Raw genomic sequence first — 15,334 nt, forward strand, 5'->3', positions numbered from 1 at the left:
CAGTGATTGTGCCAGTATTGGATTTTTTAGAAAATCGTTATAAATCAGCAACTTATAAATTTACAGGATTTTCATTTTCGTGCAATTTGCATGAAGGGCCATCGTGCATCCTGCATTTTGCGCTATCTGCTCGGTGATTTTTTCGGGAGGAGGGGGAGGGCTGTACTGATACTGACCGCCTTTTGCTCGGAAAAATCCCGCTCGGCTGGCAGGCTGTTATCGCAGCGATGCGGTGGCCCGACAAGCCAGCTCCCGCATTTGGAGGGTGGAGTGTCCGGGAGATAAGCATCGGCCGGCCGCCACGAGATACAAAACTTTTCAAATCCCGCGTGTACAGCCAAAGAACCGCTGACGTATTTTCCGCTACACCAGTCGATGTACCTGGACCAGACCAAGAATAAGAAAAGGGACGTCCCGCCATGACTCATCAGCAAGTCGACATGATCACCTGGCGCATGATGCTGCGAAAGGTGCCTGCCATCGTTCGGGCCCTCCCACGGGTGGTGCGCGGCATGCGCGCGGCCAACGTCACCGACCCGGGCCAACCCTGCGGCCTGGGCTGGCATTTCGAACAAGCCGCCTTGCGCAACCCGGACGGTGCTGCCCTGCTTTATGGGGACAGCGTGATCAGCTACCGCGACGCCAATCAGCGCGCCAACCGTCTTGCCCACCACCTGCAAGCCCAGGGCATCGGCAAGGGTGACGTGGTGGCGCTGTTTATCGAAAATCGCCCCGAGTTGCTGCTCAACGTGCTGGCCGTGGCCAAGCTGGGCGGCATCTGCGCCATGCTCAACACGGCGCAAACTCAAGGGGCGTTGGTACACAGCCTGACCCTAGTCAACCCGGTTGCCATTGTGGTCGGTGCCGAATTGCTGGGCGCTTACGCGGCGGTGCGCGAACACGTGCAGATCCCGGCCGAGCGCACCTGGTTCGTGGCCGATCAACCCGGCAGTGCAGTGCCCGATGGCTATATCGACCTGATGGCCGCCAGCGCCGAAAGCCCGGTGGACAACCCGGTGAGTTCCGCGCAGGTGTTCTTTAATGACCCCTGCTTCTATATCTACACCTCCGGCACCACCGGCTTGCCCAAGGCCGGCATCATGAAGCACGGGCGCTGGACCAAAACCGCCGTGAGCTTCGGCAGTATCGCCCTGGACATGGGCCCGCAGGACGTCCTCTATTGCACCTTGCCGCTGTACCACGCCACCGGGCTGTGCGTGTGCTGGGGGGCGGCGATTATCGGCGCGTCGGGCTTTGCCATCCGGCGCAAATTCAGTGCCAGCCAGTTCTGGGACGATGCACGCAAGTTCAAGGCGACCACCCTGGGTTATGTCGGTGAGCTGTGCCGCTATCTGCTCGACCAGCCTGCCAGTGCGCAGGACCGCGATAATCAGGTGACCAAGATGGTCGGCAACGGCTTGCGCCCTGGTGTGTGGGCGCAGTTCAAGCAGCGTTATGGTGTGGAGCATATCTGCGAGCTGTATGCCGCCAGCGACGGCAATATCGGCTTTACCAACATACTGAATTTTGACAACACCATCGGCTTTTGCCTGCAGCATTGGGCGCTGGTGGATTACGCCCATGACACTGGTGAACCGCTGCGCGGCAGCGATGGGTTCATGGTCAAGGTGCCCACCGGCGGGCAGGGCCTGTTATTGGCGCGCATTGATGATAAGTCGCCCTTCGACGGCTATACCGATCCGGAAAAAAACCGCAAGGTGGTACTGACCGACGTATTCGAAAAAGGCGATCGCTATTTCAACACCGGTGACCTGGTGCGCAGTATCGGTTTCGGCCATGCGCAATTTGTCGATCGCCTGGGGGATACCTATCGCTGGAAGGGCGAAAACGTCTCGACCACCGAGGTGGAAAACGTCCTGCTCAAACACCCGCAGATCGCTGAAGTGGTGGCCTATGGCGTCGAGATCGACAACACCAACGGCCGCGCCGGCATGGTCGCCATCACCCCCAGCGAATCCCTGGCCAGCCTGGACATGCGCGAACTGCTGCAATTTGCCCACGGCCAGCTGCCCCCTTATGCGGTGCCGTTGTTTTTGCGGATCAAGGTGAAGATGGAAACCACCGGCACGTTCAAGTACCAGAAAGTGAAGCTCAAGGAGCAAGGGTTCGACCCGGACAAGGCTGGCAATGACCCGGTCTACGCCTGGTTGCCGGGTTCGGACAGCTATGTGCCGGTGACCGGGCAATTGCTGGCGCAGATCCAGGGCGGCCAATTCCGTTATTGATTCTGGCTATGGCGGCTTTTGACAAAAAAGCCATGACACCGGGGAACTCCCTCGCGACACTGGGCGCCTTAAACAGTTATATCAGTCGCCTCAGCAAGGAGCCCCCATGTCAGAACAGCCTAAACAAATGACCGAAGACGAAGCCGCCGAATTTGCCGAGCAAGTCTTCGACGTGGCCCGTCGCGGCGATGCCGCGATGCTCGCCGCCCTGTTGGCCAAAGGCCTGCCGGCCAACTTTCGTAATCACAATGGCGACACCTTGTTGATGCTCGCGGCTTACCACGGCCATGCCGAGGCGGTTAAAGTGCTGCTGGAGTTCAAGGCTGACCCCCTGATCGCCAACGACAAGAACCAGTTGCCGATTGCCGGTGCGGCGTTCAAAGGCAACCTGCCGGTGGTCCAGGCGTTGATCGAAGGCGGCACGCCGATTGACGCGGCCTCCTCGGACGGGCGTACGGCGTTGATGATGGCGGCGATGTTCAACCGCGTTGACATGGTTGATTACCTGCTCGGTAAAGGCGCAAATCCCAAGGCCACCGATGCACAAGGCGCGACAGCGCTGGCGGCGGCGCAGACCATGGGCGCGGTGGATACGGCGGCGCAGTTGCAGAAACTGGTGTAGGCTACGCGCCCTTCAAAACTTGCCCGTTACAGGATCGCCCCATGAAAACCGCCCTCGTCGAACTCATCAGTAAAATCAGCGCCGGCGTCATGGGTGAGGACGAAGTAGCGCGTATCGCCGACGAAGCGGCCCAGGCCTACGCGGCCCCGGCGGCGTTCCTGGCGGCCAACCCGGATATCAACTACGACGACAGCTTCCCGATCCCGCTGGGGGAGTGGGTGGTAGTGGGTAGCCTACCGGACACGGTGTTGTTCCAGGCCGATACCTATGGCGACCTGTTTGCCCAGATCGTCGCGTCGTTCGGTCCGGGTGTGGCGTTCAACCTCAAGCCCAAGCAACTGGCCAAGACCGAAGACCTGACCGCGCTGAACCGCATCCAGATCCAGATGAGCGCCCTGAGCCCGGAAGACGGCGGTTATGTGCTGGTGAATTTCAGCCAGTTGCTGGACGACGAGATCCAGGCGGTGCTGGTGTTCGGCAACGACCTGCCGCGGGTGCTGGAACTGTGTGCCGAAGTCGGCATCAAGGCCGAGCCCTCGCTTGAAGCCTTGAAGATTGCCGTACACGTCTGAAATAAAACGGAACCCCAGCCAAGGCTGACTATCCTACAAGGGCATGCCCTCACTTAGGAGCGACACCATGGGTTCCACGTTTAATAGCCTGATTGGCCTGATTATCCTCGCGCTGGATATCTGGGCGATCATCAACGTGTTCAAAAGCGGCGCCAGCACCGGCGCCAAAGTGCTGTGGATCCTGTTGATCCTGCTGTTGCCCGTGCTGGGCCTGATCATCTGGGCTATCGCCGGGCCGCGCGGTAACGTGCGGATCTGACGACCTACTCGATTTGGAGTGGGCACAGTCAATGTGGGAGCTGGCTTGCCTGCGATTGCGGTGTGTCAATCAAAACGATGCAAGCTGACCCACCGCTATCGCAGGCAAGCCAGCTCCCACAGGGGGCACTGTATTAACCATATTTGTGTGTCGAAACTATTCGCCGCACGAAATTTTCACATCCCATCCAAGACAATTCGCCGGCTTTAACCGGCTGCCAGGGCTCTATCTCCAGTGCCCTTAAAGGCAGGGCCGTGCCTTACGTTCAGTAATTAATAGCCTTGCCGGCCTTGATCGGGCACCATTTGTGCCACCGCGTTAACCGCCTAACCCAGCCAGCCTGGGCGAGGGACGGACGCCACTGCATTATTTCGCAACTTAAACTTCCAATGGGTCCTAAAACGACATGGCAAACCCGGACGCCCTGAATCAGCAGCGAGCTTCAAATCGCCTGCTGCAACCGACCGTCAAATCCCATCTGGCGTACACGCTGCTCTGCGCACTGGTCATGATGGTGATGTTCTCCCTGCTGCGCCTGGCGTTGCTGGTCTACAACCGCGAGATGATCCTGGATACGCCGGCTTCGACGTTCCTGGAAGCGTTCGTCAACGGCACCCGCTTCGACATTCGTTTTGTGACATACGCGCTGATCCCGCTGCTGCTGGCTGTGTTCAGCGTACGGGCCATGGCGGCACGAGGCTTCTTCCGTTTGTGGCTGACCGTTGTGTCCAGCATTGCGCTGTTCCTCGGTCTTATGGAGATGGATTTCTACCGCGAATTCCACCAGCGCCTCAACGGCCTGGTCTTTCAGTATGTGAAGGAAGACCCGAAAACCGTGATGAGCATGCTGTGGTACGGTTTCCCGGTGGTGCGCTACCTGCTGGCCTGGGCCGTGGGCACGCTGATCCTGAGCATGGCCTTCAAGGGCGCTGACCGCGCAACGCGCCCCCGTGGCCCGTTCAGCGGCGGCACGATCAGCACGCGCCAGGTGGCGCCGTGGTACGGCCGCACCGCGGTGTTCATGGTCTGCCTGCTGGTTGCCGTGGTCGCCATCCGTGGCACCCTGCGCCAGGGGCCACCGCTGCGTTGGGGTGATGTCTACACCACCGATTCGAACTTCGCCAACCAGTTGGGCCTCAATGGCACCTTGTCGCTGATCGCGGCGGCCAAGGCGCGCTTCGGTGAAGACCGCGCCAACATCTGGAAGGCCACTCTGGAACAACCGCTGGCCACCCAGACCGTGCGCGACATGCTGGTGCTGCCGCAAGAGAAGCTGGTAGACACCGACACCGCTGCGGTACGCCGTGACTTCACGCCACCGGCCGAGAAAACCCTGCCGATCAAGAACGTCGTGGTCATCCTGATGGAAAGCTTCGCCGGTCACTCGGTGGGCGCATTGGGACGTCCGGGCAATATCACCCCGTACTTCGACAAGCTGACCCAAGAGGGCCTGCTGTTCGACCGCTTCTTCTCCAACGGCACCCACACCCACCAGGGTATGTTCGCCACCATGGCCTGCTTCCCGAACCTGCCGGGTTTCGAATACCTGATGCAGACCCCGGAAGGCAGCCACAAGCTGTCGGGCCTGCCGCAGCTGCTCAGTGCGCGTGATTTCGACGATGTGTATGTCTACAACGGCGATTTCGCCTGGGACAACCAATCGGGCTTCTTCAGCAACCAGGGCATGACCAACTTCATCGGCCGCAATGACTTCGTCAACCCGGTGTTCTCCGACCCGACCTGGGGCGTGTCCGACCAGGACATGTTCAACCGTGGCCTGGAAGAACTGAAGGCACGCGAAGGCGGCAAGCCGTTCTACGCGCTGCTGCAAACCCTGTCCAACCACACGCCGTACGCGTTGCCGACCCCATTGCCGGTCGAGAAAGTCACCGACCGTGGCAGCCTCAACGAGCATTTGACGGCCATGCGCTACTCCGACTGGGCCCTGGGCCAGTTCTTTGAAAAGGCCCGCAAGGAGCCGTACTTCAAGGAAACCCTGTTCGTGATTGTCGGTGACCACGGTTTCGGTAACGAGCAGCAGATCACCGAGATGGACCTGGGCCGCTTCAACGTGCCGATGCTGATGATTGCACCGGGCATGCGCGAGAAGTTCGGTGAGCGTGACCACACTGTGGGCACCCAGATCGACATCGTGCCCACCATCATGGGCCGCCTGGGCGGCGATACCTTGCACCAGTGCTGGGGCCGTGACCTGCTGAACCTGCCGGAAGGTGATAAAGGTTTCGGCGTGATCAAGCCATCGGGCAGCGACCAGACCGTGGCCTTGCTCACCGGCGACCGCGTACTGGTATTGCCCAAGGAAATGCCACCCAAGTTGTGGGAATACACCCTGGGCGCCGAGCCGAATGGCAAGGTGATTCCAGAGTCGCCGGACGAAGCCGCACTCAAGCAGAAACTCGAGTCGTTCCTGCAAACCGCGACCAAGAGCCTGCTGGATAACACCGCAGGTGTGGTGGACGGTAAGCCGGACTAACTGACCGGCAATAAAAAAGAGGCCTTCTAGAAGGCCTCTTTTTTTTGCTTCTCAATTGTAGGAGCGAGCTTGCTCGCGAAAAACATCAACGAAAACGCGTGCGTTCTGAATAAACGCGGCGCCTGTGAGTGTTTCGCGAGCAAGCTCGCTCCTACAAAAACGCGGCGTTTATATCTTGCCGAGCAACAACAGCACCAGCAGAACAACCAGTACCACACCCAGGATACCCGACGGTCCATAACCCCAGTTACGCGAGTGCGGGAACACCGGCAGGCCACCGACCAGCAGGAGGATCAGGATAATAATCAGAATGAGGCTCATGGTTTTATTCCTTATAGGTTCTTTGCAAAAACCGGCTGTTTAACCGTTGGTTCGTCCATGTACAGTGGGACGCCTTACCCATTCCGACTCTGCCACTTCGCAGAAAATTCATTGTTTTTATAAAACATTTTGATGGGTCGCTTATTTCTTTTAACGCGTGCGCAACTTGAACTAATCAGTTGAAAAAAATTGAACTTAGTCTATGCGCGCAGCTGCTACCGAGCCCGCGGTTTGCCTGGGGCATTCATCACCCTGATGGTGCGTGGGTGGAGCAAAAACCTTCGCTACACTGCCGGTCACTTCTTCGTGAACCACAAGGCTACCTCCTATGCAAAACCGCATGATGATCACTGGCGCCGGGTCTGGCCTGGGTCGCGAAATCGCTCTGCGCTGGGCTCGTGAAGGCTGGCAGTTGGGGTTGTCCGATGTCAGCGAGCCCGGTTTGCAGGAAACCCTCAAGCAGGTTCGCGAGGCGGGCGGTGATGGTTTTACCCAGCGTTGTGACGTGCGTGACTACAGCCAGCTAACGGCCTTTGCCCAGGCCTGTGAGGTGAAGCTCGGCGGCATCGATGTGATCGTCAACAACGCCGGTGTGGCCTCGGGCGGGTTCTTCGCTGAATTGTCCCTGGAGGATTGGGACTGGCAGATCGCAATCAACCTGATGGGCGTCGTCAAAGGCTGCAAGGCGTTCCTGCCGCTGCTGGAAAAGAGCAAGGGGCGCATCATCAACATCGCCTCAATGGCCGCGCTGATGCAAGGCCCGGCCATGAGCAACTACAACGTGGCCAAGGCGGGCGTGGTGGCGTTGTCCGAGAGCCTGCTGGTGGAGCTCAAGCAACAGGAAGTGGGCGTTCATGTGGTGTGCCCGTCGTTTTTCCAGACTAACCTGCTCGACTCCTTCCGTGGGCCAACCCCAGCCATGAAGGTCCAGGTGGGCAAACTGCTTGAGAGTTCGCCCATCTCGGCGGCGGATATCGCCGACTACATTTACCAGCGCGTGGCCGCAGGCGAGTTCATGATCCTGCCCCACGAGCAAGGCCGCATGGCTTGGGCGTTGAAACAGAAAAATCCGCAACTGCTGTATGACGAAATGACACTGATGGCCGACAAGATGCGCGCCAAGGCGCAGGCCGTGAAGGGCTGATTCGGCTGCGGTCTGTCAGACAAATTACCTGCCTGCGTAGGCAGTGCCTGATTTTCCCGCAAGCCATTGCCGGCCCAGCGCCAAGGGGGCATGGTCGGGGTCCTGCTACTGGAAAAGGACAACCGCCATGCTGGTCTTAAGCCGTGCCACAGGCGAAGCCATCGCCATTGGCGATGACATCACCGTGCATATCCTGGAAGTGAACGGTACTCATGTGAAATTCGGCATCGAGGCGCCGGTGGGCGTCAACGTGTACCGCGCCGAGGTGTACCGCAAGATACTCAAAGGCGAGGGCCAAGCTACCCATCCCGTGCCGGCGCCCAACCCTTAGGCGCCGCTGTTCAGTCGAACAGGTGCTTGGGCACATCGTGCTTGAGCATCAACTGGCATTGCTCGCTCTCGGGGTCGAAGACGATCAGCGCCTGGCCTTTGGTCAGCGCCTGGCGCACGCGCAGCACGCGGGTTTCCAAGGGCGTGTCGTCGCCATTGTCGGTACCGTCGCGGGTGACGAAGTCTTCGATGAGGCGGGTGAGGGTGTCGACTTCAAGTGCATCGTAGGGAATCAGCATACAAGCCTCAGGTATCAGGTCCCGGCGATGCTACTGCGCCGGGACCTTTGTTGCCAGTATCAACTCACACAGCGTCAGGACTTCTGGCCGACCAAGCTGTCCACCGACGGCACACGGGTGTCGCTCTCCATTTGCGTTTCATGCTCGATCTGATGACTGAACCGGTCCAGGGAACCCTGGGCCGGTTGCGCATCGCTGGCAAACACCGGCGGGCTGAGGATGTAAGCGCCCAGCAAGCGGCTCAGGGCGGCGAGGCTGTCGATGTGGGTACGCTCATAGCCATGGGTGGCATCGCAACCGAAGGCCAGCAGCGCGGTGCGAATATCATGGCCGGCGGTGACCGCCGAGTGGGCATCGCTGAAGTAATAGCGGAACAGATCGCGGCGCACCGGCAGCTCGTTGTCTGACGCCAGGCGCAGCAAGTGGCGGGACAGGTGATAGTCATAGGGGCCGCCGGAGTCCTGCATGGCCACGCTCACCGCATGTTCGCTGGACTGCTGGCCAGGGGCGACCGGGGCGATATCGATGCCGACAAACTCACTCACATCCCAGGGCAGGGCGGCCGCTGCGCCACTGCCGGTTTCCTCGGTGATGGTGAACAGCGGGTGGCAGTCGATCAGCAAGGGTTCGCCACTGTCAACGATGGCCTTGAGCGCAGCGAGCAGTGCGGCGACGCCGGCCTTGTCGTCCAAGTGGCGGGCGCTGATATGCCCGCTTTCGGTGAACTCGGGCAGCGGGTCGAACGCCACGTAGTCACCGACGCTGATTCCCAGGGAATCGCAGTCGGCGCGCGTGGCGCAGTAGGCGTCCAGGCGCAGTTCCACATGGTCCCAGCTCACCGGCATTTCATCCACGGCGGTGTTGAACGCGTGCCCGGAAGCCATCAGCGGCAACACGCTGCCGCGAATCACGCCGTTATCGGTGAACAGGCTGACACGGCTGCCTTCGGCAAAGCGGCTCGACCAGCAGCCCACTGGCGCCAGGGTCAGACGGCCGTTGTCCTTGATCGCGCGCACGGCGGCGCCGATGGTGTCCAGGTGCGCGGAGACGGCGCGGTCAGGGCTGTTTTTCTGGCCCTTGAGGGTGGCGCGAATCGTGCCGCGCCGGGTCATTTCAAACGGGATGCCGAGTTCTTCCAGGCGCTCGGCGACGTAGCGCACGATGGTGTCGGTAAAACCGGTGGGGCTGGGAATGGCGAGCATTTCCAGCAGCACTTTTTGCAGATACGCGAGATCGGGTTCGGGAATGGTTCGGGTCATGGAAACTCCTGATGAGTTGAGGGCGATCGACGCTCTGCGATCGTGTGGTCGTTCCCACGCTCTGCGTGGGAATGCCTCAGGGACGCTCTGCGTCCGCTGTGGTGACGCAGAGCGTCACAGGCTGCATTCCCACGCGGAGCGTGGGAACGATCGCGGAGCGTGGGAACGATCGGTAGTCAGGTAGCTGGCTGACTGTGTGGAAACAACAAATCCACAAACTTCTCAGCCGTAGGTTGCGGTTCATGGTTGGCCAAGCCGGCCCGTTCGTTGGCTTCGATAAAGACATACTCTGGCTGGTCGGCCGCAGGCACCATCAGGTCCAGGCCGACCATGGGAATATCCAGGGCACGGGCCGCGCGGACAGCCGCGTCCACCAGCGTCGGATGCAAGATCGCCGTGACATCTTCCAGGCAACCCCCGGTGTGCAGGTTGGCGGTGCGTCGCACGGCCAGTTGCACGCCACGGGGCAGGATGCTGTTGTAGTCGTAACCTGCGGCTTTGAGGGTGCGCTCGGTTTCTGCATCCAGCGGGATTTTGCTCTCGCCATCGGTGGCCGCCTGGCGACGACGGCTTTGTGCCTGGATCAACGCGCGAATCGAATGTTGACCGTCGCCGATCACTTCGGCAGGGCGGCGAATCGCAGCCGCGACCACTTCAAAACCGATCACCAGGATGCGCAGGTCCAGGCCTTCGTGGAAGCTTTCCAGCAACACGCGGCTGTCGAACTGGCGCGCCGCTTCAACCGCCTGCTGCACCTCCTCGATGCTCTGCAAATCCACGGCGACGCCATGGCCTTGCTCGCCGTCCAGCGGCTTGACCACGATGCGCTGGTGTTCGTCGAGAAACTCCAGGTTGTCGTCGGCACTGCCGGCCAACTGTTGCACCGGCACCTGCAGGCCTGCGGCCTTGAGCACCTTGTGGGTCAGGCTCTTGTCCTGGCACAGGGTCATGCTGATGGCGCTGGTCAGGTCGCTCAGGGATTCACGGCAACGCACCCGACGCCCGCCGTGGCTGAGGGTGAACAGGCCCGCATCGGCATCGTCCACTTGCACATCAATACCGCGCCGATGGGCTTCTTCGACAATGATGCGCGCGTAAGGGTTGAACTCCGCCTGGGGCCCCGGGCCCAGGAATAGCGGTTGATTGATGCCGTTCTTGCGCTTGATTGCAAAGGTGGTCAACGCCCGAAAGCCGAGCTTGGCGTAAAGGCTCTTGGCCTGGCGATTATCGTGCAGCACCGACAGGTCCAGGTAGCTCAAGCCTCGGCTCATGAAGTGCTCCACCAAGTGGCGCACCAACACTTCACCGACGCCAGGGCGCGTGCATTGAGGGTCGACGGCCAGGCACCAGAGGCTGCAACCATTCTCTGGGTCGTGGAAGGCCTTGTGATGGTTGAGGCCCATCACGCTGCCAATCACCGCGCCGCTGTCTTCATCTTCGGCCAGCCAGTACACCGGGCCGCCTTGATGGCGTGGGGTAAGGCGCTCCGGGTCGACGGGTAGCATCCCGCGCCCCTGGTACAAGTGGTTGACCGCTTGCCAGTCGGCCTCGCTCTGCACCCGGCGAATGCGGAAGCCGCGAAACACCCGGGTGGCCGGGCGGTAGTCGGTGAACCACAGGCGCAGGGTGTCGGACGGGTCGAGGAACAGTTGCTGCGGGTCAATGCCCAGGATCTGCTGGGGTGCGGCCACGTACAGTGCGATATCGCGCTCGCCGGGCTGCTCGTTGAGCAGTTCCTGGGCCAGGCTTGCCGGGTCGGGAAAGGTGTGGCCGATCAACAACCGGCCCCAGCCGCAATGCACGGCAATCGGGTCGGCGGCCAGCGCGCTGCCATCTTCGGCCAGGCGCGCTTGCAGGCGCTCGTAGGTCGGCGCCTGGCCTTTGAGTAAGCGTTGGCTGTAAGCCGCGGCATTCGGTTTCATCGATCAGATTCCTTGTTCGCTCAGCCACAGGTTCAGCGCCGCCAACTGCCACAATTTGGAGCCGCGCAGTGGGGTCAGTTGGCCTTGCGGGTCGGTGAGCAAGCGGTCGAGCATGGCCGGGTTGAACAGCCCGCGATCCTGGCTCGGGTCCAGCAGCAACTCGCGCACCCAGTTCAAGGTATCGCCCTGCAGGTGCTTGAGGCCGGGTACGGGGAAGTAGCCTTTCTTGCGGTCGATGACTTCGCTGGGGATCACCCGGCGCGCCGCCTCCTTGAGCACCTGTTTGCCGCCATCGGGTAGCTTGAACTGGGCCGGCACACGGGCCGAGAGTTCTACCAGGCGGTAATCGAGGAACGGCGTGCGCGCCTCCAGACCCCAGGCCATGGTCATGTTGTCGACGCGTTTGACCGGATCGTCTACCAGCATCACGGTGCTGTCCAGGCGTAGGGCCTTGTCCACGGCCGCGTCGGCGCCGGGCATTGCGAAATGCTCGCGCACGAAGTCGCCGGCAGCGTCGTTGGCGGTCAGCCATTTGGGCGCGACGGTGGCCGCGTAGTCGTCGTAGCTGCGGTCGAAAAACGCCTCGCGATAGGCCGCATAAGGGTCGCTGGCGCCGTCCACTTGCGGGTACCAGTGGTAACCGGCGAACAACTCATCGGCGCCCTGGCCGCTCTGTACCACTTTGCAATGCTTGGCCACTTCCCGCGACAGCAGGTAGAAGGCGATGCAGTCATGGCTGACCATCGGCTCGCTCATGGCGCGGAAGGCTGCCGGCAGCTGCTCGATGATCTCGCTTTCGGCGATGCGCAGTTGGTGGTGATGGGTGCCGTAGTGTTTGGCGATCAGGTCTGAATACTGAAACTCATCGCCACGCTCGCCGCCGGCGTCTTCAAAGCCGATGGAGAAGGTCGACAAATCCTCCACGCCCACTTCGCGCAGCAGGCCGACGAGCATGCTCGAGTCGACGCCGCCTGACAGCAACACACCCACATCCACCGCCGCACGTTGGCGGATGGCCACGGCTTCGCGGGTGCTGTCGAGCACGCGGTCGGTCCAGTCTTCCAGGGTCAGGTGTTTTTCATCTTCATGGGGGCCATAGGGCAGGGTCCACCAGGTTTTCTGTTCGGTTTTGCCGCTGGCGTCGATGCGCATCCAACTGGCAGGCGGCAGTTTTTCAATTCCCGCCAACAGCGTGCGCGGCGCGGGGACCACTGCGTGGAAATTCAGGTAGTGGTTGAGGGCGACCGGATCCAGGATCGGGTTGATATCCCCACCTTTGAGCAACGCTGGCAACGCCGAGGCAAAGCGCAGGCGTTGGCCGGTGCGCGACAGGTAAAGAGGTTTGACCCCCAGACGGTCGCGGGCGATGAACAGGCGCTGGGCATCACGCTCCCAAATGACAAAGGCGAACATACCGTTGAGCTTGGGCAGCAACGCTTCGCCCCAGGCGTGGTAGCCCTTGAGCAGCACTTCGGTGTCGCCGCCGGAATAGAAGGCGTAACCCAGGGCTTCCAGCTCTTGGCGCAGCTCCGGGAAATTATAGATAGCGCCATTGAAGGCCAGGGACAGCCCCAGATGGGCGTCGACCATCGGTTGGGCGGAGCCGTCCGACAGGTCCATGATTTTCAGGCGGCGGTGGCCCAGGGCAATCGGCCCTTGGGCATGAAAACCCCAGGCGTCGGGGCCTCGGGGGGCGAGGTGATGGGTGATGCGTTCTACGGCTGCCAGATCGGCAGGTTGAAGATCAAAGCGTAACTCGCCAGCTAGTCCACACATAAATTCCTTACCGGTTTTTCCGTTGGGGAGGGGTCAGCACTCAATACGCCCAAACGGGCGCGTACCCAGAAACTGACCCAGTGCTATGCGTGGAGTTTTAGACCGATAAGTTATAAGGCCGCTAACCACTTTGCCATCAATCGGTCTCTTTGCGGGGCGCGGCTTGGCCTCGAACCAGAGCCCGCAGGGCAAAGCGGTTGGGATGGCAAGCCTCGGCTACGCTGGTTGGCACTGGCAGGGGCTCATCACTCAGCCAAGCAGCCAGCAGTTCGCCGCACAACGGCGCAGTGATCAGGCCGCGCGAGCCATGGCCGCTGTTCAGATAGAGCCCCGGCAACCACGGGCATGGCGTTTGCGGCACTTGCCGGGCGTCTTTGCCCAGTACCGCATAAGCCTGCTCAAACGCCGCATGGTCAGCCAGTGGCCCAACGATGGGCAGATAGTCAGGGCTGGTACAACGAAACGCGGCACGGCCCTCCAGCTGTTCGGGCGCCAAGCGATCAGCACCCAGGCGCTGCAGCAGGTCGGTAGAAATCTCACCCAGCATCTGCAGGTTGCCGTGGTGTTCGGCGGGCGTGGGCGTGAGGTCCTGATTGGTGAAGTCAAAACTGGCGCCCAGGGTGTGTTCGCCAAGCCGAGCCGGTGCGACGTAGCCCTCGGCACAGACGACAGTGGCCAGGGCCTTACTTGCCGGGGTTTGCGCCAGCCGCGTGATCTGCCCACGGATGCGCTTGAGCGGCATGTCGGCACTGAAGGGGAAACGCTTGATCTCCGCAGCCCCGGCGAGCACCACGACACTGGCGCTGGCCAGCACGCGGTCACCGGCGCGGGCTTGCCACTGGTCGTCGAGCCGGTGCAGTTCCAGTGCCTCGTGGTGGGTGAGCACTTCAATCAGGGGATGTTTCGCCTGCCACTGGCACAGCGCGGGTGGATGCACCCAACCGCCCTGTGGAAAAAACAACCCGCCGTGGGCCAGTTCGATTCCCGCCTTTTGCTGCGCCTGCTCGCGGTCCAGCAGGTGCAGCAGGTCTGGAGCGAAGGCGTGTGCCAATTGAGCCTGACGCTGGCTCTCTTTGGCATCAAACGCCAGTTGCAACACGCCACAGCCGTCCCAATCGACGCCTCGGTGCAAGTGTTCCAGCAGACGCCGGGTGTGGCCAAAACCGCTGAGTATCAGTTGGGACAAGGCCGTGCCATGGGCCGAAAGCTTGAGGTACAACACACCCTGTGGGTTGCCCGAAGCTTCCTGTGCCAGGCCGGCGTGGCGCTCCAGCAGGCTGACACGCCAGCCACGGGCGGCGAGGCTGGCGGCGGTCGCACAGCCGGCCAAGCCGCCGCCGATGACCAGGGCGTGACGTTCACCCTCGATGGCGGGAGGCCGGGCGAACCAGGGTTTACGTGGGGCTGGCGCGGGAGCGTCCTCGGGCCAGCCGAGAAACTCCCCACGCAGGATCTCCCATTTATGCCCGATGCCCGGCGTGCGTTTCATCTTGAACCCGGCGGCATTGATCAACCGCCTTACCCAGCCGGTGCTGGTGAAGGTGCTGATGGTCGAACCTGGAGCCGCCAGGCGTGCCAGTTGGGCGAACAGCTCGGCGGTCCACATGTCGGGGTTTTTCGCCGGAGCGAACCCGTCGAGAAACCACGCATCGATTTGGGCGTCCAGTTGCGGCAATTGTTCCAGCGCATCGCCGATCAGCAGGGTCAGGGTCACGCGGCCGTTGTCCAGTACCAGGCGTTGGAAGCCCTGGTGGATGGCAATGTAGTGCGCCAGCAGTTGCTCGGCCAAGGGTTGCAGCTCGGGCCAGAGGGCGAGGGCGCGTTGCAGGTCGGCATGGCTGAGCGGGTATTTTTCCACGCTGACAAAGTGCAGTCGCGCACCGGCCACCGCGTGCTGTTGGAACAACTGCCAGGCGCAGAGGAAATTCAAGCCGGTGCCGAAGCCAGTCTCACCAATCACCAGGCGCCCACCTGCCGGCAAGGCGGCGAAGCGTTCCTGCAAGCGGTTCTGCTCCAGGAACACGTAGCGGGTTTCTTCCAGGCCCGACTGGTCGGAGAAATACACATCGTCGAACACCCGCGAATGCGGGCGGCCTTGATCATCCCAGTCGAGCTGGGCGTGGGTGATGGGGTTCATGGCGGCTCAGAAA

At 61.4% G+C, this 15,334-nt stretch carries 13 protein-coding genes; 7 read left to right on the forward strand and 6 right to left on the reverse strand.

Annotated features, from left to right (window positions below; all coding sequences use genetic code 11):
* Positions 1-419 precede the first annotated feature (419 nt).
* The 5 genes from TX24_RS05020 to TX24_RS05040 all read left to right on the forward strand — a co-directional run bounded on the left by TX24_RS05020 (position 420) and on the right by TX24_RS05040 (position 6,193).
* Positions 420-2,246 (forward strand): long-chain-acyl-CoA synthetase, encoded by a 1,827-nt coding sequence (locus TX24_RS05020; RefSeq protein WP_057709809.1) that lies wholly within the window; start codon positions 420-422, stop codon positions 2,244-2,246.
* A 106-nt stretch (positions 2,247-2,352) separates the two neighbouring features.
* A complete protein-coding gene (locus TX24_RS05025) occupies positions 2,353-2,868 on the forward strand; it encodes an ankyrin repeat domain-containing protein (RefSeq protein WP_003192775.1) in 516 nt (171 codons plus the stop codon).
* Between the two features lie 41 nt (positions 2,869-2,909).
* Positions 2,910-3,440: a hypothetical protein gene (locus tag TX24_RS05030; RefSeq protein ID WP_034136074.1), complete on the forward strand. Its 531-nt coding sequence runs from the start codon at positions 2,910-2,912 to the stop codon at positions 3,438-3,440.
* A gap of 67 nt (positions 3,441-3,507) precedes the next feature.
* Positions 3,508-3,699, forward strand: coding sequence for a PLDc N-terminal domain-containing protein (locus TX24_RS05035; protein ID WP_003192770.1), 192 nt, complete (start codon positions 3,508-3,510; stop codon positions 3,697-3,699).
* Between the two features lie 406 nt (positions 3,700-4,105).
* Entirely contained in the window at positions 4,106-6,193 is a 2,088-nt protein-coding gene (locus TX24_RS05040) for an LTA synthase family protein (RefSeq protein WP_003192769.1), read from the forward strand.
* Positions 6,194-6,361: 168 nt separating this feature from the next.
* Here TX24_RS05040 and TX24_RS30320 read toward each other — a convergent pair whose 3' ends face one another.
* Positions 6,362-6,514, reverse strand: coding sequence for a DUF3309 family protein (locus TX24_RS30320; RefSeq protein ID WP_003192767.1), 153 nt, complete (start codon positions 6,512-6,514; stop codon positions 6,362-6,364).
* A 328-nt stretch (positions 6,515-6,842) separates the two neighbouring features.
* Here TX24_RS30320 and TX24_RS05045 point away from each other — a divergent pair, with 328 nt between their 5' ends.
* Both TX24_RS05045 and csrA read left to right on the forward strand, forming a co-directional pair.
* On the forward strand, positions 6,843-7,658 hold the full coding sequence (locus tag TX24_RS05045; protein ID WP_057709810.1) for an SDR family oxidoreductase: 816 nt from the start codon (positions 6,843-6,845) through the stop codon (positions 7,656-7,658).
* Positions 7,659-7,785: 127 nt separating this feature from the next.
* Positions 7,786-7,989 (forward strand): carbon storage regulator CsrA, encoded by a 204-nt coding sequence (gene csrA / locus TX24_RS05050; RefSeq protein WP_003192762.1) that lies wholly within the window; start codon positions 7,786-7,788, stop codon positions 7,987-7,989.
* Positions 7,990-7,999: 10 nt separating this feature from the next.
* On the opposite strand, the gene TX24_RS05055 is transcribed toward csrA, so the two are convergent.
* The 5 genes from TX24_RS05055 to mnmC all read right to left on the reverse strand — a co-directional run bounded on the left by TX24_RS05055 (position 8,000) and on the right by mnmC (position 15,321).
* The gene (locus TX24_RS05055; RefSeq protein ID WP_003192759.1) at positions 8,000-8,227 is read right to left on the reverse strand and encodes a YheU family protein; all 228 of its coding nucleotides are present in this window, start codon (positions 8,225-8,227) and stop codon (positions 8,000-8,002) included.
* Between the two features lie 74 nt (positions 8,228-8,301).
* Positions 8,302-9,486 (reverse strand): osmoprotectant NAGGN system M42 family peptidase, encoded by a 1,185-nt coding sequence (locus tag TX24_RS05060; protein ID WP_003192754.1) that lies wholly within the window; start codon positions 9,484-9,486, stop codon positions 8,302-8,304.
* A gap of 176 nt (positions 9,487-9,662) precedes the next feature.
* Complete coding sequence (ngg, locus tag TX24_RS05065) at positions 9,663-11,408, reverse strand: N-acetylglutaminylglutamine synthetase (protein ID WP_003192752.1); 1,746 nt, start codon at positions 11,406-11,408, stop codon at positions 9,663-9,665.
* Between the two features lie 3 nt (positions 11,409-11,411).
* Positions 11,412-13,184 carry an N-acetylglutaminylglutamine amidotransferase gene (locus tag TX24_RS05070; protein ID WP_057709811.1) on the reverse strand — a complete coding sequence of 591 codons (1,773 nt, stop codon included), beginning with the start codon at positions 13,182-13,184 and terminating at the stop codon, positions 11,412-11,414.
* Between the two features lie 136 nt (positions 13,185-13,320).
* Positions 13,321-15,321: a bifunctional tRNA (5-methylaminomethyl-2-thiouridine)(34)-methyltransferase MnmC2/FAD-dependent 5-carboxymethylaminomethyl-2-thiouridine(34) oxidoreductase MnmC1 gene (gene mnmC, locus TX24_RS05075; protein ID WP_057709812.1), complete on the reverse strand. Its 2,001-nt coding sequence runs from the start codon at positions 15,319-15,321 to the stop codon at positions 13,321-13,323.
* Between the last annotated feature and the right edge of the window lie 13 nt (positions 15,322-15,334).

The organism is Pseudomonas lactis (assembly GCF_001439845.1).
GTDB classification, from domain to species: domain Bacteria; phylum Pseudomonadota; class Gammaproteobacteria; order Pseudomonadales; family Pseudomonadaceae; genus Aquipseudomonas; species Aquipseudomonas lactis.

Excerpts from the sequence above, each read along its gene's own strand:
- TX24_RS05060 (WP_003192754.1), bottom strand. The coding sequence starts at position 9,486 with ATGACCCGAACCATTCCCGAACCCGATCTCGCGTATCTGCAAAAAGTG.
- TX24_RS05045 (WP_057709810.1), top strand. The coding sequence starts at position 6,843 with ATGCAAAACCGCATGATGATCACTGGCGCCGGGTCTGGCCTGGGTCGC.
- TX24_RS05020 (WP_057709809.1), top strand. The coding sequence starts at position 420 with ATGACTCATCAGCAAGTCGACATGATCACCTGGCGCATGATGCTGCGA.
- TX24_RS05025 (WP_003192775.1), top strand. The coding sequence starts at position 2,353 with ATGTCAGAACAGCCTAAACAAATGACCGAAGACGAAGCCGCCGAATTT.
- TX24_RS05055 (WP_003192759.1), bottom strand. The coding sequence starts at position 8,227 with ATGCTGATTCCCTACGATGCACTTGAAGTCGACACCCTCACCCGCCTC.
- csrA (WP_003192762.1), top strand. The coding sequence starts at position 7,786 with ATGCTGGTCTTAAGCCGTGCCACAGGCGAAGCCATCGCCATTGGCGAT.
- TX24_RS05040 (WP_003192769.1), top strand. The coding sequence starts at position 4,106 with ATGGCAAACCCGGACGCCCTGAATCAGCAGCGAGCTTCAAATCGCCTG.
- TX24_RS05035 (WP_003192770.1), top strand. The coding sequence starts at position 3,508 with ATGGGTTCCACGTTTAATAGCCTGATTGGCCTGATTATCCTCGCGCTG.
- TX24_RS30320 (WP_003192767.1), bottom strand. The coding sequence starts at position 6,514 with ATGAGCCTCATTCTGATTATTATCCTGATCCTCCTGCTGGTCGGTGGC.
- mnmC (WP_057709812.1), bottom strand. The coding sequence starts at position 15,321 with ATGAACCCCATCACCCACGCCCAGCTCGACTGGGATGATCAAGGCCGC.
- TX24_RS05030 (WP_034136074.1), top strand. The coding sequence starts at position 2,910 with ATGAAAACCGCCCTCGTCGAACTCATCAGTAAAATCAGCGCCGGCGTC.
- ngg (WP_003192752.1), bottom strand. The coding sequence starts at position 11,408 with ATGAAACCGAATGCCGCGGCTTACAGCCAACGCTTACTCAAAGGCCAG.
- TX24_RS05070 (WP_057709811.1), bottom strand. The coding sequence starts at position 13,184 with ATGTGTGGACTAGCTGGCGAGTTACGCTTTGATCTTCAACCTGCCGAT.